Annotated in this window: 21 protein-coding genes; 9 read left to right on the top strand and 12 right to left on the bottom strand. The window is 67.2% G+C overall.

Annotated features, from left to right (window positions below):
- From pstC to hpnI, 8 genes are all read right to left on the bottom strand, one after another.
- Complete coding sequence (gene pstC / locus B3547_RS05365) at positions 1–1383, bottom strand: phosphate ABC transporter permease subunit PstC (protein ID WP_292960955.1); 1383 nt, start codon at positions 1381–1383, stop codon at positions 1–3.
- Between the two features lie 18 nt (positions 1384–1401).
- On the bottom strand, positions 1402–2433 hold the full coding sequence (locus B3547_RS05360; RefSeq protein WP_371432985.1) for a substrate-binding domain-containing protein: 1032 nt from the start codon (positions 2431–2433) through the stop codon (positions 1402–1404).
- Positions 2434–2555: 122 nt separating this feature from the next.
- Positions 2556–3770, bottom strand: coding sequence for a sensor histidine kinase (locus B3547_RS05355; protein ID WP_292960952.1), 1215 nt, complete (start codon positions 3768–3770; stop codon positions 2556–2558).
- A gap of 152 nt (positions 3771–3922) precedes the next feature.
- Positions 3923–4870 carry a lysylphosphatidylglycerol synthase domain-containing protein gene (locus B3547_RS05350; protein WP_292961083.1) on the bottom strand — a complete coding sequence of 316 codons (948 nt, stop codon included), beginning with the start codon at positions 4868–4870 and terminating at the stop codon, positions 3923–3925.
- Between the two features lie 26 nt (positions 4871–4896).
- Positions 4897–5811, bottom strand: coding sequence for a ferritin-like domain-containing protein (locus B3547_RS05345; RefSeq protein WP_124807900.1), 915 nt, complete (start codon positions 5809–5811; stop codon positions 4897–4899).
- Positions 5812–5821: 10 nt separating this feature from the next.
- Positions 5822–6652: a hopanoid biosynthesis-associated protein HpnK gene (hpnK, locus tag B3547_RS05340; RefSeq protein ID WP_292960949.1), complete on the bottom strand. Its 831-nt coding sequence runs from the start codon at positions 6650–6652 to the stop codon at positions 5822–5824.
- A gap of 22 nt (positions 6653–6674) precedes the next feature.
- Positions 6675–8120, bottom strand: a complete 1446-nt coding sequence (hpnJ, locus tag B3547_RS05335; RefSeq protein ID WP_292960946.1) for a hopanoid biosynthesis associated radical SAM protein HpnJ — start codon at positions 8118–8120, stop codon at positions 6675–6677.
- A 2-nt stretch (positions 8121–8122) separates the two neighbouring features.
- Positions 8123–9280: a bacteriohopanetetrol glucosamine biosynthesis glycosyltransferase HpnI gene (gene hpnI / locus B3547_RS05330; protein ID WP_292960943.1), complete on the bottom strand. Its 1158-nt coding sequence runs from the start codon at positions 9278–9280 to the stop codon at positions 8123–8125.
- 180 nt (positions 9281–9460) lie between these two features.
- On the opposite strand from hpnI, the gene hpnA reads away from it, so the two are divergent.
- Genes hpnA through B3547_RS05295 form a run of 7 tightly spaced genes read left to right on the top strand, consistent with a single transcriptional unit; the run spans position 9461 to position 17126 of the window.
- Positions 9461–10465, top strand: coding sequence for a hopanoid-associated sugar epimerase (gene hpnA, locus B3547_RS05325; protein WP_292960940.1), 1005 nt, complete (start codon positions 9461–9463; stop codon positions 10463–10465).
- A complete protein-coding gene (locus tag B3547_RS05320; RefSeq protein WP_292960937.1) occupies positions 10462–11592 on the top strand; it encodes a glycosyltransferase in 1131 nt (376 codons plus the stop codon). The genes hpnA and B3547_RS05320 overlap by 4 nt, the downstream gene beginning before the upstream one ends.
- Positions 11592–12413 carry a squalene synthase HpnC gene (gene hpnC, locus B3547_RS05315; protein WP_292961081.1) on the top strand — a complete coding sequence of 274 codons (822 nt, stop codon included), beginning with the start codon at positions 11592–11594 and terminating at the stop codon, positions 12411–12413. Before B3547_RS05320 ends, hpnC begins: the two co-directional genes overlap by 1 nt.
- A complete protein-coding gene (gene hpnD / locus B3547_RS05310) occupies positions 12410–13252 on the top strand; it encodes a presqualene diphosphate synthase HpnD (protein ID WP_292960934.1) in 843 nt (280 codons plus the stop codon). The genes hpnC and hpnD overlap by 4 nt, the downstream gene beginning before the upstream one ends.
- Positions 13249–14505, top strand: a complete 1257-nt coding sequence (hpnE, locus tag B3547_RS05305; RefSeq protein ID WP_292960931.1) for a hydroxysqualene dehydroxylase HpnE — start codon at positions 13249–13251, stop codon at positions 14503–14505. The genes hpnD and hpnE overlap by 4 nt, the downstream gene beginning before the upstream one ends.
- Positions 14506–14533: 28 nt before the next feature.
- Entirely contained in the window at positions 14534–16453 is a 1920-nt protein-coding gene (gene shc / locus B3547_RS05300; RefSeq protein ID WP_292960928.1) for a squalene--hopene cyclase, read from the top strand.
- A gap of 10 nt (positions 16454–16463) precedes the next feature.
- On the top strand, positions 16464–17126 hold the full coding sequence (locus tag B3547_RS05295; protein WP_292960926.1) for a phosphorylase: 663 nt from the start codon (positions 16464–16466) through the stop codon (positions 17124–17126).
- On the opposite strand, the gene hpnH is transcribed toward B3547_RS05295, so the two are convergent.
- Positions 17046–18191, bottom strand: coding sequence for an adenosyl-hopene transferase HpnH (gene hpnH, locus B3547_RS05290; RefSeq protein WP_194920278.1), 1146 nt, complete (start codon positions 18189–18191; stop codon positions 17046–17048). The genes B3547_RS05295 and hpnH overlap by 81 nt on opposite strands.
- 8 nt (positions 18192–18199) lie before the next feature.
- Positions 18200–19174 carry a 4-hydroxy-3-methylbut-2-enyl diphosphate reductase gene (gene ispH / locus B3547_RS05285; RefSeq protein ID WP_292960921.1) on the bottom strand — a complete coding sequence of 325 codons (975 nt, stop codon included), beginning with the start codon at positions 19172–19174 and terminating at the stop codon, positions 18200–18202.
- A 187-nt stretch (positions 19175–19361) separates the two neighbouring features.
- Here ispH and B3547_RS05280 point away from each other — a divergent pair, with 187 nt between their 5' ends.
- Entirely contained in the window at positions 19362–19958 is a 597-nt protein-coding gene (locus B3547_RS05280; protein ID WP_124807889.1) for an ABC transporter substrate-binding protein, read from the top strand.
- Complete coding sequence (locus B3547_RS05275; RefSeq protein WP_292960917.1) at positions 19959–20957, top strand: MlaA family lipoprotein; 999 nt, start codon at positions 19959–19961, stop codon at positions 20955–20957.
- On the opposite strand, the gene B3547_RS05270 is transcribed toward B3547_RS05275, so the two are convergent.
- Positions 20954–23569: an MMPL family transporter gene (locus B3547_RS05270; RefSeq protein WP_292960915.1), complete on the bottom strand. Its 2616-nt coding sequence runs from the start codon at positions 23567–23569 to the stop codon at positions 20954–20956. The genes B3547_RS05275 and B3547_RS05270 overlap by 4 nt on opposite strands.
- 2 nt (positions 23570–23571) lie before the next feature.
- Complete coding sequence (locus B3547_RS05265) at positions 23572–24057, bottom strand: DUF2141 domain-containing protein (RefSeq protein WP_292960913.1); 486 nt, start codon at positions 24055–24057, stop codon at positions 23572–23574.
- Between the last annotated feature and the right edge of the window lie 56 nt (positions 24058–24113).

Here is a 24113-nt window from a genome sequence, read left to right as displayed (position 1 = left end):
TCATTCATAGGCCTCGCGATAGCGCTTCACCACGCGCAGCGCGATGAAGTTGAGCGCCAGGGTGACCAGGAACAGCACCATGCCCAGCGCGAAGGCGCTGAGCGTGGCCGGATGGTCGAAGCTGCCTTCGCCGGTCAGCATGGCAACGATCTGGAAGGTGACCGTGGTCATGCTCTGGAACGGGTTGAGCGTGAGGTTGGCCGTTGCGCCGGCGGCCATGACCACGATCATCGTTTCGCCGATGGCGCGGCTGATCGCCAGCATCACCCCCGCGACGATGCCGGGCAGGGCGGCGGGAATCAGCACGAGCCGGATGGTCTCGGCGCGGGTCGCGCCCATGGCCAGGCTGCCATCGCCCATGGCCTGCGGCACGGCGGCAATCGAATCATCGGCCATGGAAGAGACGAAGGGCACGATCATGATGCCCATGACCAGCCCCGCCGCGATCGCGCTTTCGGTGGAAGCGTTGGCGATGCCGATGGCCTGCGCGGCATCGCGCACCGCAGGCGCCACGGTCAGCGCCGCGAAATAACCGTAAACCACGGTGGGAATGCCGGCGAGGATTTCCAGCAGGGGCTTCATCAGCTGGCGCACACGCGGGCTTGCGTATTGGGTCAGGTAGATAGCGCTCAGCAATCCCAGCGGGATCGCCACGATCATGGCGATCACCGCGCCGATGTAGATCGTGCCCCAGAACAATGGCAGCGCGCCGTACTTGCTGCCATCGGGCGCGCTCGTGCTCATCGGGTCGGGCGACCAATGCGTCCCGAACAGAAAATCCGTGGGCGAGATCATCCCGAAAAAGCGTATTGTTTCAAAGATCAGGCTGATGATGATGCCAATCGTGGTGAGGATCGCCACCAGCGAGGCGAGCAAAAGCACCGCCATGACCGCCCGTTCCACGCGTGTTCGCGCGGTGAAATCGGGGCGCAGGCGCAGGAACGCGAAGGCCCCGCCGGCAAAGGCGATCAGCACTGTGATGGCCAGCCCGATCGACTGGAACTTCAGCAGCGCAGCGCGGAACGGTTCGACCAGTGCCTGCGCTTCGGCATTGAAGACCCCGTAAGCGCGCCCATCGGCGACGGCATAGGCTTCCGCCAGCATGGTATCACGCTCGAACCCTGTCGGCGGCAGGATCGTCGCGGCGGGATCGGACAGAACCTGGTGCGTGATCAGTGCCGGGCTGATCGTATTCCATGCGAGCGCGAACAGCAGGGCCGGCACGGCGATCCACAGGGCCACGTACCAGGCGTGAAAGCCGGGCAGCGAATCGATGCGGCCGCGCGGCGCGGTCCGGCGGAACGCCCAGGCGCGTCCGCGCGCGGCCAGCCATCCGACCAGGCCCAGCCCGAAGGCAAGCAGAAGAAGCACGGCGGAGGGCATGAGGCCGAACGGTACTCCCTACTTCAGCGGCGCGCCATCCAGCGCCGGCATCTCTTCCACGATCCTGCGGCTCTGCGCGAGCACCGCGTCCGGCGCCACCACCATGCCGAGCCGGGCAAGGGAACCGTCCTTGCCCCACAGCCTTGACCATTCCGTGACATAGGCCTTGAGGCCGGGAATGGCGCGCAGGTGCGCCTTCTTCACGTAGATGTACAAGGGCCGGGCGCCGGGATAGCTGAAGTCCGAAATGGTCTGGTAGCTGGGCTGCACGCCGTTCATGGTCAGCCCGCGCAGCCGGTCGGCGTTCTCCTCCAGATAGGAAAAGCCGAAGATGCCGATCGCCTTGGGATTGGCCTCGATCTTCTGGACGATCAGGTTGTCGTTTTCCCCGGCATCGACGTAGCCGCCGTCCTCGCGCACTTCGCCGCAGATCGCGTCGTGGCGGGCGGCGTCGCTACCTTTCAGCGCGGCCATCGCCGGATCGGCATCGCAGCCTTTCACCAGAATCAGTTCGCGCAGCGCATCGCGCGTGCCCGATGTGGAGGGCGGGCCATAGACCAGGATCGGCATGGCGGGGAGGGCGGGGTTCACGTCCTTCCAGGTGCGCGCCGTGTTCGGACGGCCATAGGGATTGCGGGCCAGCGCGCGATAGACGTCCTGTGGCGTCAGCGCGATGCCGGGGCCGTCACGCCCTTCGGCGAAGGCCACGCCGTCCAGCCCCACCTGGATCTCGACGATATCCTTCACGCCGTTGCGCCGGCAATCCTCGAATTCGGACTTCTTGATCCGGCGCGACGCGTTCTCGAGATCCGGGAACTGCGGACCAACGCCACCGCAGAACAGCTTCATGCCCGCGCCGGTGCCGGTCGATTCGATGATCGGGGATTTGATACCCGTTTGCGCGCGCGCCAGCGATTCCGCGACAGCCTTGGCAAAGGGGTAGACCGTCGACGATCCCACGGCGCGAACCTGATCGCGCGTGGCCATCTGCTGGCCGCAGGAGGACAGCAGAAGGACCAGCAAAGGCAAAGCAATCCGCCTCGTCATCATCGAACCGCTTTCCTTCGAGGCTGCCGCCACGGACTCCTGAGGCGAACACCCGGCTTTCCGGCCACCTACCCCCTTGCGGTGGTTTTGTGACAGTTATGTGACGGTTGTCCGTTGTGGCTGCGTTAGGCCACCGCCTCCGCCGCTTCAAGGTCGGGCGCGATCGAGAAACGCACGGTTACAGTCGTGCCTTCGCCCAGCTTGCTGGTGATATCCAGCCGTCCGCGGTGGCGTTCGACGATGTGCTTCACGATGGCGAGGCCAAGGCCGGTCCCGCCGGCGGCGCGGCTGCGGCTGGGATCGGTGCGGTAGAAGCGCCGCGTCAGATAGGGAATGTGATCGGGGTGGATGCCTTCGCCCTTGTCGGTAACCGTCAGCACCGCTTCGTGCCCCTGGGTGTGGACCCCCACGCGCACCGGCGCCTTGGGATCGCCGTATTTCAGGGCGTTGTCGATCAGGTTGCGGATCAACTGGTCCAACTGCTGGCGATCGCCGATCACGACCGCCTCGGTGCTGTCGACTGCGATCCGGCTTTCGCCCACGGTAAAGCCCACTTCGCCCCCGATGCTGGCGGCCAGCTGGCCCAGATCGATGCGTTCCTTGGGCGGTTCGTGCTTCTCCGCTTCGATCCGGGAAAGCGACATCAGGTCTTCGACCAGCGTCTGCAGCCGCTTCGCCTCGCGCAGCACGGTGTTGTGGAAGCGCGCGGCGGTGGCTTCGTCCACCTTGGCGTCTGGATCGGCCAGCGTCTCGATATAGCCGATGATCGAGGCCAGCGGCGTGCGCAGTTCGTGGCTGGCGTTGGCCACGAAATCGGTGTGCGCGCGGCTGATGTCTGCTTCGGCGGTGCGGTTGACCAGCTCGATCAGCGAATAGCGTTCGTCGATCGCCACGCGCGAAACCTGCCAGATGCTGCGCGATCCGGTCAGCCCGCGCACCAGCGCGCGGCCTTCCGGCTGATCGAGCAGGGTGATCGCTTCGGGGTGGCGCAGCGCCACGCGCGCGTCCTGGCCCACGACATGCGGCCCCAGCGCTTCGCGCGCGGCGGCGTTGGCGGCGGCGATACGCTGCCCGTCCAGCATCATCACGGGCACGCCGAACGGCTCGATCAGTTCGATCATCGCCTGGCGCGAAACGCTGCCGTCGTCAGGCGGGAGCGCTTCCACCACGGGTTCGGGCCGGGCCAGCCACAGGCTGGCGAGCCAGACCACCAGCACGGCCAGCGTCAGCCAGAAGCCTGCCCCGGCGAGCAGCATCGCGCCGGACGCGCACAAGGCAATGATGATGGCCGGAACCATGCTGGGCGCAAGACCGGGCCAAGGCGGAGCGGAACCCTTCATCGAATGGCGTATTCCGAAAGAGAGATGGCATCCGAATCCCGGCCGCGCGGGTGCGACCAATTCGGGCATAGGTCAGGCCGCGATGACGGCGCAAGTGGCTCACTGCGTTGTCACAAACCGGTGCGGGGATGCTCGCGTTTCCGGTCAGGGCTTCAGGCGCTCCGCGCAAGCCCGCGCACTTCGCCAAGCTGCCATCCCAGCAGCGTGACGAGACCCATCAACAGTTCGCGCGCACGCTTGGCGAGCGACAGCGCCAGCGCGGTTTCCGGGGGCAGGCCGAACAGCGGTGCGGTCAGCGCATAGCCTGCTTCCTGCACGCCGATGGCGCCCGGAATGACGAAGGCCACGCTGCGCAGCGTGAAGATCAGGCTTTCGAGCGAAAGTACCTCCCAGACCGCGATGCGCACGCCCATCAGGTGCAGCACCAGCCACGCGCCAATGCCGCTCGCGACCCAGGCCGCGAGATTGAACACGAAGGCCAGCCCGACATGCGTGCGGCGCGCGTAAATGCGCGAAAGCTCGGCGCGAACATCGGCCAGCGCGGTCGATCCCGGCAGGAAGCGCTCGGCCATGCGGCCGGCAAGGTCCAGCGCGGCGCGCTGCATGGTGAAGAACAGCAGGATGACGATGATCATCACGCCGGTGCCGCCCAGGATCATCGGGCGCAGCCGCACCGCCGCGCCATCGCCGATCAGCAGCGAGGCCATCATCGCCAGCCCGAACAGGGTATAGACCAGCTGGCTGGCCATCTCCGTGGTCATGTCGACCACCATCGATCCATAGACGCGCGTCGCGGGAATCGATGTCTGGGTGAGCATGCGGGTGCTGACAAAGATCCCGCCAAGCTGAGAGAACGGCAGCAGATCGGACACGGCCTCGCGCACCAGCCGCGCCCACGTGAACAGGAACAGGCTGCGCGGCGGTTCGCCCGGCGCGGCGGCGAGCCAGGCCGCGCCCAGCAAAACGAACACGCCCAGAGTCCACGCGCAATAGAGCGCGAAGCCGCCGGCTCCCATCCGCGCGGCGGTGCCGATCACGTCGGTCAGGCCGGCGCTGCCGATCGTCCAGATGGCAATGCCCAGCCCCGCAACCGTTGCCAGCAGGATGCCCAGGCGGCTCCAGGATTTCAGGCGGCTTCTCCCGCGGGGGCGGGCGTCTTGATGAACCGCAGCGCCAGCCGGATCATCGCCGGCACGAAGCGCGGACGGATCAGGCGTTCGTCATAGGGGGCAAGCCGACGGTCGTTCTCCGCCAGGCAGATGCGCGCCAGTTCCGGAAACGTGATTTCAACGCCCAGTTCCTTGGACCCGTTCAGCGTGAAGTTGTTTTCCTGGGCCTTGGTATTGTCCTTGCCCATGCCCTTGGCGGTATCGATGCGTTCCAGGATCAGCGCGATCCACACCGCGATCACCTTGAGTTCGAACCACGGCCGCCGCCACCACGGCATGTTGCGCCGCCACCACGCCACCCAGTTCACGAAGAACAGGATATGGCGGCCTTCCTCGCGCATCACCGGCTCGAACGTATCGACCAGTTCGGGCGGGAAGAAGCCCGAATCCCGGGCGATCTTGAACAGGCCGAAGCCGAAGAAGCTGTCGATGCATTCCGAATAGCCGGTGCGCATGAACGCGAATTCCGGGTCCTTCGGGCGCAGGTATTCCGGCTCTGGCGCCAGTTCGATGCCATAGGCGCGCACCATGTCCGCCAACACGACCTTGTGGCGCGCTTCCTCGAACCCGTCCATCTCCACCGCCGCCTTGAGCAGCGGATCGTCGATGTATTCGGCGTAGGTCTTCACGTTCATGCCCGCGCGGCCCTCGGTGGCCACGGCGATGTCCCAGATGGGCAGCGAAACGATCTTGTCGCGCGTTTCGTCATCGAGCTTGGGCCAGTCGATCACGGCCGGGCGATAGGGATCGTGCGTGTCGAGCAGCGTGCGGCTCATCAGCATGAGATGATCCTTGCTGCCAAGCTTCACGCGGCCTTTGGGGAGCGGGGCGGCTTCATCGTATTCGCCCCAGGTGCGGACGAGAGTCGTCATGGGGTGGTCCTCACTTGAAATCGGCAAACTTTCCAAGGCTCACGCCATTGCGCGCGATGGCCTGCTTGGCAAGCGCATCCGTCAGCGCGGCGAGTTCCTCGGCATAGCGATAGCCCGGCGCGGCGCCCTGATAGGGACCGGTCGCCGGATGCGCATAGATTTCGGTCAAACCGTCGGGCAGCTGATCGAGCAGCCCGCGCAGGCGGTCGGCGGTCAGCGCGCCCGACCAGGCGAGGCCGAAGACCTGATCCGGCACGACCAGGCCGGCCGCGCGCATCCGCCGCCGGACAAGCCTGGCCCACCACCGCTCGATGCCCGGCCCGGCGCGTGTGCCGTCGATCGCGGTCAGGACGGCGCGCGGTTCGATGGGCGCACGGATCGCCTTGATGCCATAGCGCCGGCCGACTTTCAGGATGGTTCCGGCGATGGTCGGATGCAGGTGGAAGTGCTTGTGGGCGTTGACGTGGTCGAGCGGCAGGCCGGTCTCCGCGAAGGCGACGAACTGTGCATCCACTTCCGCGGCCAGTTGCTGCCGCGCCGCGGATGACGCGAAAATCGTGATCCCCGCGCGCACCATGTCGGTACGGAAGCAACCGTCTGCATCGACCAGCGCGGGCACCCGTTCCGGTGGCAGCACCGGCCGGCCATCGACCAGCACGACATGGAGGCCGACGCCCAGCGCCGGCAAACGGCGCGCGCGCGCCACCGCATCCTGCGCCGCCGCGCCCCCCACCATCAGGCTGGCGGCGCTGAGCACGCCTTCACCATGCGCCTGTTCGACCGCATCGTTGACTTCGGTCGAAGCGCCGAAGTCATCCGCGGTAATAACCAGCCTTTTCAAAGTGGATGGTCCGTGCGCGCGGTCAGGCGGCTTCCTTGCGCCGGCGCAGGAAGTCGAAGAATTCCACGCCTTCGCGCAGGCGGCGCTTCATCATGTCCCAGTCACGGATCATCTCGCCCATGATCGCGCCGATCTTGCGCGGGCGGAAGTAGAAGCGCTTGTAGAACTCCTCGACCTTGTCGAAGATCACGCTGGCCGGCAGGTGCGGATAGCTGAGCTGGGCGATCTGGTTGCCACCGTCGGTCAGCAGGTGATCGCTGCCGTCGAACCAGCCGTTCTCGGTCGCCTGCTTGTAAAGGAACGTGCCCGGATAGGGCGCCGCCAGGCTGACCTGGATGGTGTGCGGGTTCAGCTCGATCGCGTAGCGGATCGTCTCCTCGATCGTCTCCAGCGTTTCGCCCGGCAGACCGAGGATGAAGGTGCCGTGGATGGTCAGGCCCAAGGCGTGGGCATCCTTGGTGAACTGGCGCGCCACGTCGGTGCGCAGGCCCTTCTTGATGTTGTGCAGGATCTTCTGGTTGCCGCTTTCATAGCCGACCAGCAGCACGCGGCATCCGCCTTCCTTCATCGCCTTCAGCACCGGCTGGGGCACGTTCGCCTTGGCGTTGCAGCCCCAGGTGATGTCGAAGCCTTTCTGGCCAAAGCCGAGCTTGGCCAGCTCGCCCGACAGCTCGACCACGAAATCGTGCGCGTCGGCCAGGGTATCGTCGTCGAAGAAGATCTCCTTCACCTCGGGCATTTCCTTGAGGATGTACTTCACCTCCTCGATCACCTTGGGCACGGTGCGGTGGCGATAGCGGTGGCCGCTGATCGTCTGCGGCCACAGGCAGAAGGTGCAGCGGCTCTTGCACCCGCGCCCGGTGTAGAAGCTGACATAGGGGTGGCGCTGGTAGCCGCCGTAATACTTGGTCAGGTCCAGATCGCGCCGGTAGATCGGGGAGACCATGGGCAGCACGTCCATGTCCTCGATCATCTCGCGGTCCTTGTTGCGGATGAACGCACCGTCCGGCCCGCGCCAGGTGATGCCATCGACTTCGGCCAGCGGCTTGCCCTGCGCGATCTCCACGATCGTGAAATCGTATTCCTCGCGCGCGACGAAATCGATGTCGGCGCTGGCGGCCAGGCTCTTGTCCGGCTCGACCGCAACCTTGGCGCCGACGAAGCCAATCACGATCTTGGGATTGCGCTGCTTGATCAGCGCGGCGGTGCGGATGTCCTGGTTGAAGCTGGGCGTGGAGGTGTGGAGGATGACCAGATCGCGTTCGTCGAATTCGTGCGCGATGTCTTCCCAGGACTGGTCGTGCGCCGGGGCGTCAATCAGCTTCGATCCTTCGACCATCGCTGCCGGCTGGGCAAGCCAGGTGGGATACCAGAAGCTCTTGACCTCGCGCTTCATCTGGTAGCGCGCGCCCGCGCCCCCGTCATAACCATCGAAAGAGGGGGCCTGGAGGAAGAGGGTACGCATCATGGTCAAGTCATCTCCGAGGGCGCTGCGACGCGCCCGTTGTCGAGCATTGTAAGTTCTGTTCCGCGCCAATCAACCGAGCGGACGAAGAAGCTGGCGACGAACACGGCGAAGCTGATGCCGTCGCGCAACGGTAGCGTCCACAGCGGAGCGGTCGGCTCGCCGGCGTGACGATCGACCACCCGGACCGTCGCCACCCGCACTGCCAGCGCAGCCAGCGTGATGGCAAGCCCGTAATTGGGATGAATCGCCATTCCGGCCAGCGCCATGGGCAACGGAATGCCGATGAACGATCCGGCATAGCCCGCCGGCGATACCCCGCGCACCGTGGCGGCCCAGCGCAGTTCGTGCTTCCACAGCTGCGCGAATGCGGTTTCGGTGGAAGCGTGGACCAGCAGCAGCGGCGGGATGGCGATGGCAAGCCCGCGCGCCCGCACCGCCTGCCCGATGGCGTGATCGTCGGCCAGCACATCGGCAAAAGCCGTGAACCCGCCGATCGCGTCGAGCGTCTCGCGCCGGAGCGCGATGGTGGAGCCCATGCAGGGATCGGCCAGCCCGCGCGTCTTGGCGAAGACCAGGCCGACCAGGAACTGATAGCTTGGCCCTGCCGAGGCAAGGCGCGACCAGAATCCGGCATCGCCGCGCCCGCGATAGAGGCAGGTGACCGCGCCGGTGCCCGGCTGGTCGAGTGCGGCCAGTACCTGCGCGATATAGTCGCGCGCCACCGCCATGTCGCTGTCGCTGAGGATCAGGACGTCGTGCGCGGCCTGCCGCATCATGTTGATCAGGTTGCCGACCTTGCCGTTGGAGCCGTGCGGCGTTCCGTCGATCACCAGATCGATACGGGCGGCGGGATAGCGCCGTTGCAGGGCGCGGACGGCGGCGATGGCGGGATCGTCGGCCCTTTGCACCCCGAACAGCACCTGCACCGGTCCCTCGTGATCCTGTTTCAGGAAGGTGGCGAGGTTTTCGGCCAGCTTCGGTTCGGCGCCGTAGAGCGGCTTCAGCAGCGTGACCGGCGTGGCGCGGGGCGAGGCGGGCGAGTGCTGGACCAGAAAACGCGCCAGCACCCGCGTCGCGAAGGCCATGTAGGCCGTGCCGATCGTGGCGAGCGCCAGCAGCACCCAGCCAGTGGCCGAAAGGAGGAGCGCGACTCCGGGCATAAGCGGGCTCCCTAGCCGTTCGGCCCGGCGCTGGCGACCCCGGCGAAAGCCCGATCCTGCCCCTAGCGACGAAATATACGGAAAGCGCGCGCCGGGGGCTTGCCTCCACGGCTTGCCGCCATATGGAGGGGCCATGCTTGCAGCGAGCGAGATACGGACGATGCCATGGTGGGCGAAGCCATGAGCGATTCACGCGGTCTGGTTCTGGTAACCGGCGTCTCGGGATTTGTCGGCTCGGCCGTGGCGCGCGCGCTCGCGGCGGAGGGCTGGCAGGTGCGGGGCCTCGTCCGCGCCACCAGCCCCCGCGCCAACCTCGCGGATTTTCCGGGCGAACTGGTGGAAGGCGATGCGCGGGACGCAGCCAGCATGGCGCGCGCGCTGACCGGCGCGGGCACGCTGTTTCATGTGGCCGCCGATTACCGCCTTTGGGCGCCCGATCCCGAGGAAATCGTCCGCAACAACCTCAACAGCACCGACACCGTGATGCGCGCGGCGCAGGCGGCGGGGGTCGGCCGGATCGTCTATACCAGCAGCGTGGCCACGCTGAAGCCGTCGCATGATGGCCCGGTGGACGAACGCAACGCCGCCGCGCCCGACGAAGCCGTGGGTGCCTACAAGCGCAGCAAGGTCGTGGCCGAACGGCTGGTCGAACGCATGGTGGCCGAGGAAGGGCTGCCCGCTGTGATCGTCCAGCCATCGACGCCGATCGGTCCGCGCGACGTCAAGCCCACGCCCACCGGCCGCGTGATCGTGGAGGCCGCCAACGGCAAGATGCCGGCGTTCGTCGATTCCGGGCTGAACCTGGTCCATGTCGATGACGTGGCGGCGGGGCATCTTCTGGCGCTGGCCAGGGGGCGGATCGGGGAACGCTATATCCTGGGCGGCGAGGACGTGATGCTGGGCGACATGCTGGCGGAGATCGCCCGGCAGGTGGGCCGCAAGGCTCCGAAGGTCCGCCTGCCGCGCGGGCCGCTCTATCCGCTGGCCTGGGCGAACGAGGCGTTGTGTCGCCTGACCGGGCGCTCCGACCCGTTCCTGACGCTCGATTCGCTGCGCATGTCGCGCTACCGGATGTTCTTTTCGTCGGCCAAGGCAGAGGCCGAACTCGGCTATAGCGCGCGGCCATGGCAGGGCGCGATCGGCGACGCGATCGCATGGTTCCGGCAGGCGGGCATGATCCGATGACCGAATTGATCCTGGGCGGCCTGTCGCTGGCGATCTGGCTGGGCCTGATCTTCGCGCACCATGGCTTCTGGCTCACGCGCGAACGCGATACGCTGGGGATGCCGGCGGAACCGGCGGTGTGGCCCGATGTCGTCGCCGTGGTGCCCGCGCGGGACGAGGCGGACGTGATCGCCCGGTCGATCGGCAGTCTGGTAGCGCAGGACTATCCGGGGCGTTTCCGCGTGATCCTGGTCGACGATTCGAGCAGCGACGGCACCGGCGATATCGCCCGCGCGCTGGGTTCCGACCGGCTGGAGGTGCTGACCGGCGCGCCGCTGGCGAAAGGCTGGACCGGCAAGCTCTGGGCCGTATCGCAGGGCGCGGCGCGCGCCGGGGCCTCCCCCGCCTATCTCTGGCTGACCGATGCCGATATCGAACACGCGCCCGATACCCTGCGGATGCTGGTGACGCGCGGCGAAGCGGGGCGGCTGGCGCTGGTGACGCTGATGGCCAAGCTGCGCTGCGAAGGCCTTGCCGAGCGGATGCTGGTGCCGGCCTTCGTGTTCTTCTTCCAGATGCTCTATCCCTTTGGCCGCGTGAACCGGCCGACCGGGCAGGGCGCCGCGGCGGGCGGCTGCATGCTGGTGCGGCGTGAGGCCTTGGAGGCCGCGGGCGGAATCGCCGCGATCCGGGGCGCGCTGATCGACGATTGCACGCTGGGCGCGCTGCTCAAGAAGCAGGGGCCGGTCTGGCTGGGGCTGACTGATCGCTCGCGCAGCATTCGCCCCTATGACGGGTTCGAGCCGATCGCGGCGATGATCTCGCGCTCCGCCTACGCGCAACTGCACTATTCGCCGGTGCTGCTGGCGGGCACCATTGTCGGGCTGGCGCTGGTCTATGGCGTGCCGCCGGCCTTGGCGCTGTTCGGGCATGGCCTGCCGCGCGGACTGGGTTTGGCGGCGTGGGGATTGATGGCGCTGTCGTTCCAGCCGATGCTCCGCTTCTACCGGCGCAGCCCGCTGTGGGGGCTTGCCTTGCCGGTGATCGCGGCATTTTACGCGGGCTGCACGGTGCTTTCGGCCTGGCAGCATGGCCGGGGGCGTGGTGGAATGTGGAAAGGGCGCGCTCAGGCCGCTACGGGAACGTGATGGACAACACCGGCCTCGCTTCGGGCAAGGGGCATCGCGACGAGAACTTTCCCGTCGCCAGCTTGCTCATCAAACCGGAATACCGCCCGCCGGTGATGGCATATTACCGCTTCGCGCGCGCGGCGGACGACGTGGCCGATCATCCGACGGCGAGCGCCGACGAGAAGCTGGCGCGGCTGGCGCGGCTACGCGCCGGGCTGGACGGGGAGGGTGCGCCCGAAGCCATGGCGCTGCGCGCGGTGATGGCGGAGCGGTCGATCGACCCGGTCAACGCGCACGATCTGCTCAACGCCTTCGAACGCGACGTGACGGTCAACCGCTATGCCGACTGGGACGATCTGATCGGCTATTGCCGCTATTCGGCGATGCCTGTCGGGCGCTTCGTGCTCGACGTGCATGGCGAAAGCCGGGCGACATGGGCGGCCAATGACGCGCTGTGCGCGGCCTTGCAGATCGTCAACCACCTGCAGGATTGCGGGAAGGATTACCGCACGATCAACCGGGTCTATATCCCGCTCGACACCGGTCTGAGGGTCGAGGATCTGGCGGCAGACCGGGCCACTGCGGAACTGCGGGCGATCATCGCCGGGCTAGCGCGGCGCACGCGCGGGCTGCTCGACGAGGCGGCGGGCTTTTCCGCAATGATCCGAGATCGCCGGCTGGCGGCGGAAGTGGCCGTCATTCATAGGCTTGCGCGTGATCTTTGTGATCGTCTCGAACAGCGCGATCCGCTGAGCGAGCGCGTCCACCACGGCAAGGCCGAAGCGCTGTTCATGGCGCTGGGCGCGGCGATCCCCACGCTGTTCCGGCGGGTGGCATGAGCGATAGCGCCGTCAATACCGTGCCTGGCGCGCCTGCCGCCGCGCGCAGTTCGTTCTACGCCGGGATGCGCGTGCTGCCCAAGGCCGAGCGCGAGGCGATGTACGCGGTCTATGACTTCTGCCGGATCGTGGACGACATCGCCGACGACCAGCAGGGTGACCGGACCACGCGCCGGGCGCAGCTCGACCGGTGGCGGCACGATCTCGACGCGCTCTATGCCGGCGGCGATGCCGGGCAGGCGGCGTTCCTGGCCGAACCGGTGCGGCGCTTTGCGCTGGAGCGGGCGGACTTCGAGGCGGTGATCGACGGCATGGCGACCGATGTCGATCACGATGTCCGCTGGCCGACGGAAGCCGAGCTTGATCTTTATTGCGACCAGGTGGCGTCGGCGGTGGGGCGGCTCTCGGTCCATATTTTCGGCATGGAGCGCGAACCTGGCGTGGTGCTGGCGCACCATCTTGGCCGGGCGCTGCAACTGACCAACATCTTGCGCGATATCGACGAGGATGCGGCAATCGGCCGCGTCTATATTCCCGCCGAAGCGCTGGCCGAAGCGGGGATCGTGCCCGAAACGCCCCTGCAGGTCGCCGCAGATCCGCGCATGGACGCAGCGGCGCGGCGCGTGGCGGCGCGGGCGCACCGGCATTACCGCGAGGCGGCGGCCCTGCTGGCGACCAGGCCGAAAGGGCACCTGATCGCGCCGCGTCTGATGGAACACGCCTATGCGGGCGTGCTGCGGCGGATGGAGCGCGTGGGCTGGGCACCGCCGCGCCGGCGCGTGCGGACCAACAAGCTGGCGGTCATCTGGACGGTGCTGCGCCTGCTGGTGACAGGATGAGCGCGCGCAAGGCGATCGTCGCCGGGGCAGGGCTGGCGGGCCTGTCCGCCGCCGTGCGGCTGGCGGAAGCCGGCTTTGCCGTGCGCATCGCGGATTCGGCGGCGCAGGCCGGCGGGCGCTGCCGGTCCTATCACGATCCGCAGCTGGGGCTGACGATCGACAACGGCAACCACCTTGTCCTTGCCGGCAACACCGCGGTCGCGCGGTTCCGGGCGACGGTCGGTGCGCGCGAGCCGCTGGCCGGGCCGGCGCAGGCGGATTTCGCCTTCGCGGACCTTGCCACGGGCGAGCGCTGGACGATCCGCATCAACGATGGTGCGATGCCGTGGTGGGTGCTGGCCAAGAACCGGCGCGTGCCGGGGACGGGGCCGTCCGATTATCTCGCGCTTGCCCGCCTCCTTTCGGGCAAGGCGGAGCAGACGGTGGGTGAGCGCGTGCCGGTCAGCGGCGCCTTGTGGGAGCGCCTGCTCGAACCGGTGCTGCTGGCGGTGCTCAACACCGATCCCGCGATCGGATCGGCGCGGCTGACCGCCGGCGTGGTGCGCGAATCGCTGGCACGGGGGGGCAGGGCCAGCCTGCCGCGCATCGCAGAACCGACCCTGGCGGCGGCGTTCATCGATCCGGCGACGGCGTGGCTGGCCGCGCGCGGCGCGCCGGTTGCGCTGGGGCGCCGGTTGCGGGCCATCGTGACGGAGGGCGACCGTGTCGTCGCGCTCGACTGGGGCAACGGGCCGGAAGCGGTCGGCGAGGATGAAACCGTGGTGCTCGCCGTGCCGCCCTGGGTGGCGCGGGCGCTGCTGCCCGGGATCGACGCGCCCGATGCCTTCCACGCGATCGTCAACGCGCATTTCGCCTTGCCGCCGCCGCCGGGCGCGCCGCCGATGCTGGGCGTGCTGGGCGCGACGGCGCAGTGGCTGTTCGCCTTCCCCGATCGCATTTCGGTGACCGTTTCGGCCGCCGACGCCATCGTCGACGAGGATCGCGAGGCTCTGGCCCGGCGCTTCTGGGACGAGATCCAGCGCGCCTATGGCTTTGCCGCGCCCTTGCCGAAATGGCAGATCGTCAAGGAAAAGCGCGCGACCTTTTCCGCCACGCCCGCGCAGGACGCCAAGCGTCCTCCGGCGCGGACCCGCTGGACCAACCTGTTCCTGGCCGGTGACTGGACGCAGACCGGCCTGCCCGCGACGATCGAGGGCGCTTTGCGATCCGGCGAGACCGCCGCACGGCTGGCGGTTGCTGCCGCGCAACGTTAAGAGGACGCCCATGGCAACGCTTTCGACAATGACCGATCCGCTCGCGGCCGTTGACGCGGCGGTGGACCGTGCCGCTTCGGCGCTGTCCGGTGCGCAGCGCGCCGATGGCCACTGGGTGTTCGAGCTGGAAGCCGATTGCACCATTCCGGCCGAATACGTCCTGCTCCGGCACTACCTCGGCGAGCCGGTCGCGGAGGAGCTGGAAGCGAAGATCGGCCGCTATCTGCGGCGGACCCAGTCCGCCGAGCATCACGGCTGGGGCCTGTTCCACAAGGGCGCGTTCGATGTCAGCGCCACGGTGAAGGCCTATTACGCGCTCAAGATGATCGGCGACGATCCCGCTGCGCCGCACATGGTGCGGGCGCGCGAGGCTGTGCATAAGGCCGGCGGGGCGGAGGCGGTCAACGTCTTCACGCGCATCCAGCTGGCCCTGTTCGATGCCGGGCCGTGGTCGGTCGTGCCGACGATGCCGCCCGAACTGATCCTGCTGCCGCGCTGGTTCCCGATCCATCTGTCCAAGATGTCGTACTGGGCGCGCACGGTGGTCGTGCCCCTGCTGGTGCTGTGCGCGAAGAAGCCGGTGGCGCGCAACGCCAGGGGCATCAAGGTGGACGAACTCTACACGCGCCGGCCGATCGACCGGAAGACGCAGGCGGCGGACCCCAAGTGGGTGTGGACCAAGAGCTTCAACGCGCTCGACAAGGTATTGAAGGTGGCCGAGGGGCGTTGGCCCAGAACGCTGCACCAGCGCGCGATCGATACGTGCGCAGCGTGGGTGACCGAGCGGCTCAACGGCGAGGACGGGCTGGGCGCGATCTACCCCGCCATGGCCAACAGCGTGATGATGTACGACGTGCTGGGCTATCCCGAGGATCACCCGGCGCGGGCCATCGCCCGCCAGTCGGTCGAGAACCTGCTCGTGATCCATGAGGACGAAGCCTATTGCCAGCCCTGCGTTTCCCCGGTGTGGGATACCGCGCTGGCCGCGCATGCAATGCTGGAAGCGGGCGGGGCAGACAACGTGGCGCGCGCGGAAGCGGCGCTCGACTGGCTCAAGCCTCGGCAAGTGCTCGACGTGGAAGGCGACTGGGCGGAGGAGCGCCCCGGCGTGCGGCCTGGCGGGTGGGCGTTCCAGTACAACAACGCGCACTATCCCGACCTCGACGATACGGCCGTGGTGGTGATGGCGATGGACCGCGCGCAGGTGGCGGACCGAATGCCGATCGATCGCGGCGTGGAATGGACCGTCGGCCTGCAATCGAGGAACGGCGGCTGGGGCGCGTTCGACGCGGACAACGACTACGATTACCTCAACAACCTGCCCTTCGCGGACCATGGCGCCTTGCTCGATCCGCCCACGGCCGACGTTTCGGCGCGCTGCGTCTCGATGCTGGCGCAACTGGGCGAGGGGCTGGACAGCCCGCGCATGGCTGCCGCGATCGCCTATCTGCGCAAGGAGCAGGAGCCGGAGGGCAGCTGGTTCGGCCGCTGGGGCGTGAACTATATCTACGGCACGTGGTCGGTGCTGTGCGCGCTCAACGCGGCGGGACTGCCGGCGGACGACCCGGCGGTGGCGCGGGCGGTCGGCTGGCTCAAGGCGATCCAGAATCCGGACGGCGGCTGGGGCGAGGATTGCGACAGCTATGCGCTCGATCGCAAGGGCCATGTTCCCGCGCCGTCCACCGCTTCGCAGACCGCCTGGGCGCTGCTGGGCCTGATGGCGGCGGGCGAGGCCGATTCGGAAGCCGTTGAACGCGGCGTGGACTGGCTTGTCGCAAACCAGGAGGCCGATGGCCTGTGGGGGCAGGAATACTACACCGGCGGCGGTTTCCCGCGCGTGTTCTACCTGCGCTATCACGGATACCCGAAGTATTTCCCGCTGTGGGCCGTGGCGCGCTATCGCAACCTCAAGCGGTCGAACACGCGGCAGGTGGCGTTCGGCATGTGACCGAGCTGCGGTGAACTGGATCGTCGCCTGTGGCCTGAAGCGCGAAGCGGACCTGATCCGGCGCGGCGGGGCGTTTCACATCATTGCCGGCGGCGGGGATGTCGTCCGTCTGGAGCGCGAACTGGACGATAGGGCGGAGTTGTTCCCCGCCGTGATCCTGTCCAGCGGCATCGCCGGAGCGCTCGATCCAGCTTTGAAGGTTGGGGACGTCGTGCTCGATGGCGATGCGGCGGTGGTCGAAAAACTGCGCGCGATCCTGCCGGAAGCGGTCGTGGGCGCGGTCGCCGGGCGTGACGTCATGACGCCGACGGTGGCGGGCAAACGGGCCTTGCGGGCCGAAACCGGCGCGCTGGCCGTCGATATGGAAAGCCATGTCGCCGCGCGCGTGGCGGCGCGACGTGGCCTGCCGTTTGCGGCGGTGCGGGTCATTTCCGATAGCGCCCACGAAGCGCTGCCGCCGGCGGCGCAAATCGGCATGAAGCCCGATGGGAGCGTGGCGCTGGGCGCGGTGCTGGCCTCGCTCGCCCGGAACCCGGCGCAATTGCCCGCGCTGATCCGCACGAGCCGCCACGCCGGGCTGGCGTTCCGGACGCTAGGCCGCGTTCACCACGCGCTTGGCCGCGGCGGGGTTTTCGGCCTTGATCTTGGCGAGTTCGCGCTCGACGTGGCTTGAATAGACGTCGTCGGCGGGGCGCGCCTTCGAGAGATCGACTTCAGGAGCCATCGGCCCATCGGTCTTCACGCCCTTGCGCGCGACCTGCATCATCTTCAGCGGATGGCGGATCGCGTCGGTGGCGGCGGTGCCTTCGAAGCCGCAATGCGTCATGCAGTTCGAGCACTTCTCGTACTTGCCGACGCCGTACTTTTCCCAGTCGGTGCCTTCCATCAGTTCGCGGAAGCTGTCGACATAGCCTTCGCCCAGCAGGTAGCAGGGCTTCTGCCAGCCGAACACGGTGCGCAGCGGCATCGACCACGGCGTGCATTCGTAAGTCTGGTTGCCGGCCAGGAAATCGAGGAACAGCGGCGAATTGGTGAAGGCCCAGTTCTTGCCCTTGTTGCCCCGGCTGAACACGTCGCGGAAGAACTGCTTGGTGCGTTCGCGGTTGAGGAAGTGCTCCTGGTTGGCCGCGCGTTCATAGGCGTAGCCCGGCGAAACCGTGATCTCCACGTCGCGGCTCTTCATCTCGTCGAAGAAGGCGGCCAGGCGATCCGGATCGGCGCCATCGAACACGGTGCAGTTGACCTGGACGCGGAAGCCCCTGGACTTGGCCAACTCGATCGCTTCCAGCGCGACCTCGTAGGTGCCGGGCAGATCGACCGCGTGGTCGTGCATCTGCTTGTCGCCATCGAGGTGAATCGACCAGGTGAAGAACGGGGACGGCTTGTAGTCGTCGATCTTCTTCTTGAGCAGCAGCGCGTTGGTGCAGAGAATCACGAACTTCTTGCGCGCGATATAGCCTTCGACGATGCGCGGCATGTCGCGATGCAAAAGGGGTTCGCCCCCGGCGATCGACACGGCCGGCGCGCCGCATTCCTCGATCGCTTCCATGCACTGCTCGAAGCTGAGCCGCTGGTTGAGGATGGCGTCAGGGTAATCGATCTTGCCGCAGCCCGGGCAGGCGAGATTGCAGCGGAACAGCGGTTCCAGCATGAGAACCAGGGGGTATTTGCCACCCTTGATGTGCTGGCGAAGCGTATAGGCGCCGATACGGGCGACCTGGGAGAGCGGAAGGCTCATCAATATTCCTATTCAGCGGCCCTGGGGATCGCGGGCGCGGGACGTCGTAGCGCAGAAGGCAGACTGAACTCAATGTCTTCCCTTACGCCATCGAGTTGCGAGACGGTGACGGGGCGCAACCGGCCAAGGGCGGTGATCACGCTGTCCACCAGTACATCCGGGGCCGAAGCGCCGGCGGTGACGCCAACGGTGCCGACACCTTCCAGCCATGCCGGATCGATATCGTCGCCGTTGTCGACAAGGTAGCTCCGCACGCCGAGTTCGGCACCGATCTCCCGCAAACGCGAGGAATTGGAGCTGTTGCGCGCGCCGACCACGATCAGCACGTCGCTGAGCGTGGCCAGTTTCCGCACGGCGGTCTGCCGGTTCTGCGTGGCGTAGCAGATGTCGTCCACATCCGGCCCGGCGACATCGCTGAAACGCTGGTGCAGCGCAGCGATGACGGTGCGCGTATCGTCCACGCTGAGCGTCGTCTGGGTGATATAGGCGATCGGCTGATCCTGGGCGATCGGCAGCGCGGTGACGTCGTCCGCGGTCGACACGAGATGGACTGGCGAATCGATCTGCCCGATCGTGCCGATCACTTCGGCGTGCCCGGCATGGCCGATCAGCACCAGCGTCCGCCCGGCCCGCGCATAGCGCCGCCCCTGACTATGGACCTTGGTCACCAGCGGGCAGGTGGCATCGATCACGGGCAACTGCCGGATCTTTGCCTCTTCCTCCACCGTGCGGGCGACGCCGTGGGCGCTGAAAATCGTCATCGCGCCCGCCGGAATATCCGACAGTTCGTCGACAAAGACCGCGCCCTTGGCCTTGAGCTGTTCGACCACGTGCTTGTTGTGAACGATTTCGTGCCGCACATAGACGGGCGCGCCGAAGCGTTCGAGGCTTTTCTCCACGATGTCGATGGCGCGCGTTACCCCGGCGCAGAAGCCGCGGGGATTGGCGAGAATGATATTCAGCGAATGGACGGGACCTGGCATTCGATTATCCGGAAAAGCCTTATTCATTGTGCGGCTGCTAACATGATAATGCTTAGGTGCAGCTCGCGAAAGTGGTCCCGAACCGTTCATAGAGCGTTCTTGCGCAGAAAGGTACCGCCTTTGTGCGTTCGCGGTAGACGGCTGCCGCGCTGACGCGATAAGCGAACCGGAATATCAGGAGTTCAAAATGCATCGTCCGATCCTTGCTGCGCTGGTTATCGCGCCTTTGTTGCCGGCCATGGCTTCGGCCCAGTCCGTCGATCCGGCGCGCGCCACCGTGCAGCAGCTTAACGACGGACTGATCAGAATCATGCGCGCCGGCGGCACCATTTCGTCACGATCGGCGGCAATCGGCCCGGTCGTGGACCGGACCTTCGACCTTCCGCTGATGACCCGCCTTTCGGTCGGCCCGGCCTGGACCACCATCGCGCCGGCCGACCAGCAGGCGCTGACGGCGGCGTTCCGGCGCATGACCGTGGCCCAATATGCCCGCAATTTCGATAGCTGGTCCGGGGAAAGCTTCACCATCGATCCCAATGTTCAGGTGCGAGGCACCGACAAGCTGGTGCGGACGACGCTGAATGTGCCGAAGCAGGCGCCGGTCGCGATCAGCTACAGGCTGCGGCAGAATGGCGGTAGCTGGAGGATCGTCGATGTTTTCTATCGCAATGCAATCAGCCAGATCGCGACGCGACGTTCCGATTTTGCCTCCATCCTGCAACGCGGGGGCGCGCGTTCGCTGGTCGCGCACATGGATGCGATCGCTGCCAGAGGTGATAAATAGTTGATCTCGCCATTGCTTGTTCCCGCGGCGCTGGCATTCGCGCCGGTTACGGCCGAGCCGGCGATGCCGGTGCCGCAGCAGGCGATTGCCGGCCCGGTGGTATCGGGCGCGGCGGACCCGGTGTCTGCGTCTCCCGTGGTTCTCGCGTCTCCCGCACAGCGGCAGGATGCGACGGTCCCGGCGACGCAACCCGCTGAAGAACGCCACCATCACGCCAAGGGCGATCCGCTCGAAGGCTTCAACCGGACGATGTTCGGCATTCACCAGGGGATCGATCACGCCGTCTTCCGCCCCGCGGCGATGGGCTACAAGCAGGTGGTGCCCCGGCCCTTGCGTTCGGGCCTGCGCAACGCGCTCAGCAATCTTACCGAACCCTTCATCTTCGTGAACTTCCTGCTTCAGGGCAAACCGGGCAAGGCGGTTGAAACGCTCGGCCGGTTCGTGGTCAATTCGACATTCGGCGTTGGCGGGCTGTTCGATGTGGCCAAGACCAAGGACTTCAAGCTGCCGCATCGCCCCAACGGATTCGGCACGACGCTGGCGTTCTATGGCGTGGGGCCGGGGCCATACATCTTCCTGCCGTTCATCGGCCCCACCACGCTGCGCGACCTGCTGGGCAATTCGGCCGACGATGCGCTCCTGCCGCTGGTCGCGGGCAAGCCGTTCAATTCGATGGAATACCAGCTGATCACCGGCGGCATTGGCGGGCTGGACCTGCGCGCCGAATCGGACGCGGATTTGCGCGCGCTGTTCGATGGCGCGGTCGATCCCTATGCCACCCTGCGTTCGGTCTATCTCCAGAATCGCGCGGCCGAGGTCGAGGAAGCCAAGGGGCATGCCGCAACCGCTCCCCAGCAGGCCGCGCCGGAACTGACCGATCCGCTGAACGATCCGGAACTGACCGGCACGCAGCCCGAACCGCCGGCGCCTCAGTCCGACGCGCCCGAGTTACGCGATCCGCTGGACGATCCGGAAGCGACGCCCGCGCCGCAGCCTTAACCGCGCTTCGCTTTTGCGCGCGGTTGGGCTTTCGCGCGAGGCGGGCCGAGCAGCGCCGGTTCGAATACCAGCGCGCAGATCAGCGTCCAGATCAGCGAGATCATCAGGATCTTGCCCATGCTCGCCGTGCCGGGGTGGTGCGACAGCCACAGGCTGCCGAACGCGGTGCCGGTGGCGAAGGCACTGAACAGCACGGCGCGAGCCAGGCTCGATTGCAGCAGCCCGGTCGCGCCATCGCGCCAGGCCATCACGAAATAGATGTGGAACGCCACGCCCACGCCGAACAGCAACGGGAAGGCGATGATGTTGGCGAAGTTGATCGGCTGGCCGATCACCACGCAGCTGCCCAGCGTCAGGAAGATCGACAGCACCACGGGCGCCAGCGTGAAGGCCACTTCCTTTGCGTCACGCAGCACGAGGAACAGCAGCACGCTGACCAGCAGGAACGCGATCACGCCGGCCTGCACGAACGCGCCGGCCACAGTCGAGGCGGCGGCCTGCGTTGCCACCGGCAGGCCCGAGATTGCCGGCGTCACCGCTGCCACCGCATCGCGGAAGCGGTGGATCACGCGGTTGTCGTTGGCATTGCCGCTGGGGAATACCTGCAGGCGCACGCGGCCATCGGGTGCGATCCAGTCGCGCGTGATCTCTGCGGGAAGGCTGGCCCGGTCGACGGGAGCCGCCTGCAATGCCAGGCGCATCTGGTCGAGCATCACGCCGAGCGGTTGCGACAGCATGGCGTTGACCTGTTCGCGCTGCGCCGGCGTGGCCTTGGTCAGCCGATCGAACGCCGTGGCCAGTGCGCGGGCGTCCGCTCCCTCGGCGCCGGGATGTTTGGCGGCAACGGTCTGCAAGCGTTGCGCGGTGGCCGAGACGGCCGCCTGCATCTCGGCATCGCCCGGAGGTGGGGTGATGTCGAAGGGGTTGAGCGTAAGATCGAGCAGCGTCGAGGCATCCTGCACCAGCGCCAGCTTGGGTGCCTGATCCTCCGGCACGAAGCTGTCGACCGAGATCACGCGGGCCACTTCGGGCAGCTTGGCCAGCTTCTGCGTAAGTTGGCGTGCTTCGTCTGCGTTGCGCGCCAGCACGTCGATGGTGTTGGGCGTCCGGTCCGGATCGCGCGTCAGGTCACCCAGTGCGCGCATGGCGGGGGCTTCGGGATCGCGCAGGTGCAGCGGATTGAAGTCGAACGCCACCCACGGCAGCGTCGCGATGCTGGCGGCCATGGCGAGCGTGAACGCCCACAGCACCGCGCCGCGCCGCCGTTCGAGGAAACGATCGGCCGGGGCAAGCTGCGCAAAGCCTACGTCGCCGCGCGGGCTGCCGGGCTTCAGCAGCAGGACCAGAGCCGGCAGCAGCGTCAGGCTGAACAGCAGCGCCACCACCATGCCAAGGCCCGCGATCACGCCGAGTTCGGCGATGCCGACATAGGCGGTGGGCAGGAAGGCGCCAAAGCCCAGGAAGATCGCGCCAGCCGCGAGCGTTAGCGGCGCGGCGAGCGCGGCGGCGGCCTGGCGCAGCGCGGCGGCCGGTTCGGCGCCTTCGGCGCGCTCCGCGTTGTAGCGCACGCAGATCTGGATGCCGAAATCGACGCCCAGCCCGACAAACAGCGGGATGAAGGCCACCGAAATCAGGTTGAACCGCCCGATCGCCAGCAGGCCGACCGCCGTGGTGACGATAAGCCCGGCGATGATCGTGATCATGATCGCGCCGACCAGCTTGACCGAGCGCGTGGCCAGCCACAGCGTCAGCAGCATCGCCCCTAGCATGACGATCGCGACCAGCCCGATGTTCTCCTGCAGCGTGGCGAACTCCTCGTCCGCCAGCGGCACTTCGCCGGTGAGCTTGACCGAAACGCCATGTGCCGAGTCGAGCGAGAGCGCCTTGGCGGCGGATTGCACCGCCGCGCTCGCCGCTTCGCCGGGCATCAGCGCGGAATGGTCGAGCACCGGTTGCACCAGGATCAGGCGGCGCGTGGGGGGCGCGACCGCGCTGCCATCCTCCGCAAAGAGCTTCTGCCACGAAAAGCCGGGCTTCTTGCCGTCGAGCGATCCGTTGATCGCGCTAGTCAGCGCCTTGAACGGCTTGCTAACGCGAGGGAGCGAGGTTTCGCCGGCGTCGACGCCATCGAGCATGGTCGAAAGCGCGCCCGAAACGCCGCGCAGGCTGGGGTCGGCGGCCAGCGGGCCGAGCAGGGGCTGGGCATCGACCATCGCCCGGGTGGCGCTACGGACTTCGTCAGTCGAACCGTAGAGCAGGCCTTCGCGGGCGAAGAAATCGCCGCCGTCAGGCCGGGTGACGCGGCGGAAATGGGCGCTGTCTTCCGCCAGCTTCGCCGCCAGTTGCACCGTGGCGCCCTCGGCGCGCTCGGGCGTGTCGCCATCGACGATGATCAGCATGGCGTCGCGCAATTGCGGGAACGCCGCTTCCATGCGCTGTTCCTGCTGGCGCCACTCCACTGATGACGAGATGAGCGCCGCGGTGTCGGTGGTCATCGCCATGCGCTGGGCGTTGACGAACAGCGAGCCCAGCGCGAGTACGAGGCCGATCGCAAGCGTGAGCCAGGGCCGGCGAACGCTCGCCGTAACGAGGGAGGTGGGGGTAGGGCGCATGGTCAGCGTCTTGCCGGCGGGCCTTTGGCACCTAGGAAATAGCGGAGATTGAAACGGATCGCTTGCGACGGGCCGTTGAAGGTGAACACCGCGTCGGCGAACTTCGGCGGACCGAAGCCGATCTTGGCGTCGTTGGAGAAACCGACGCCTTCCTTCGGGATGCCGAACAGCGCGCGATCGACTTCCTTGTTGTTGTTCTCGTCAAGAAAGGCCTGCGCGGCATAGCGGCCCGGCGGCAGGTGCCGCACCACCAGCCGGGTCACGCCCACTTGCGCGGGGGCGTCGGCCGCCCAAGGGCAGTTGTCCTTGAGGAACTGCGCCTGCGGGCAGATGTCGATATGCACGGTGCCGCGCGCGACGCGCACGTTGCCGACATCGATCGTCAGCACGCCTTCCGCCTGCTGCGATCCCGCCGTGACGGGAATTGCCAGCACGGCGATGCTTGCCGCCAGTACGGCCGCGCGCGTGAAGGGGAAGGGCAGCGGCACCCGTTTCCTCAGGCTCTCGCCTCGAGCGTATCGTGCTCGACGCCTGTGGAGTTGTG

The organism is Novosphingobium sp. UBA1939 (assembly GCF_002336885.1).
GTDB lineage: Bacteria > Pseudomonadota > Alphaproteobacteria > Sphingomonadales > Sphingomonadaceae > Novosphingobium.
This window is presented reverse-complemented; position numbering and strand designations above follow the sequence as displayed.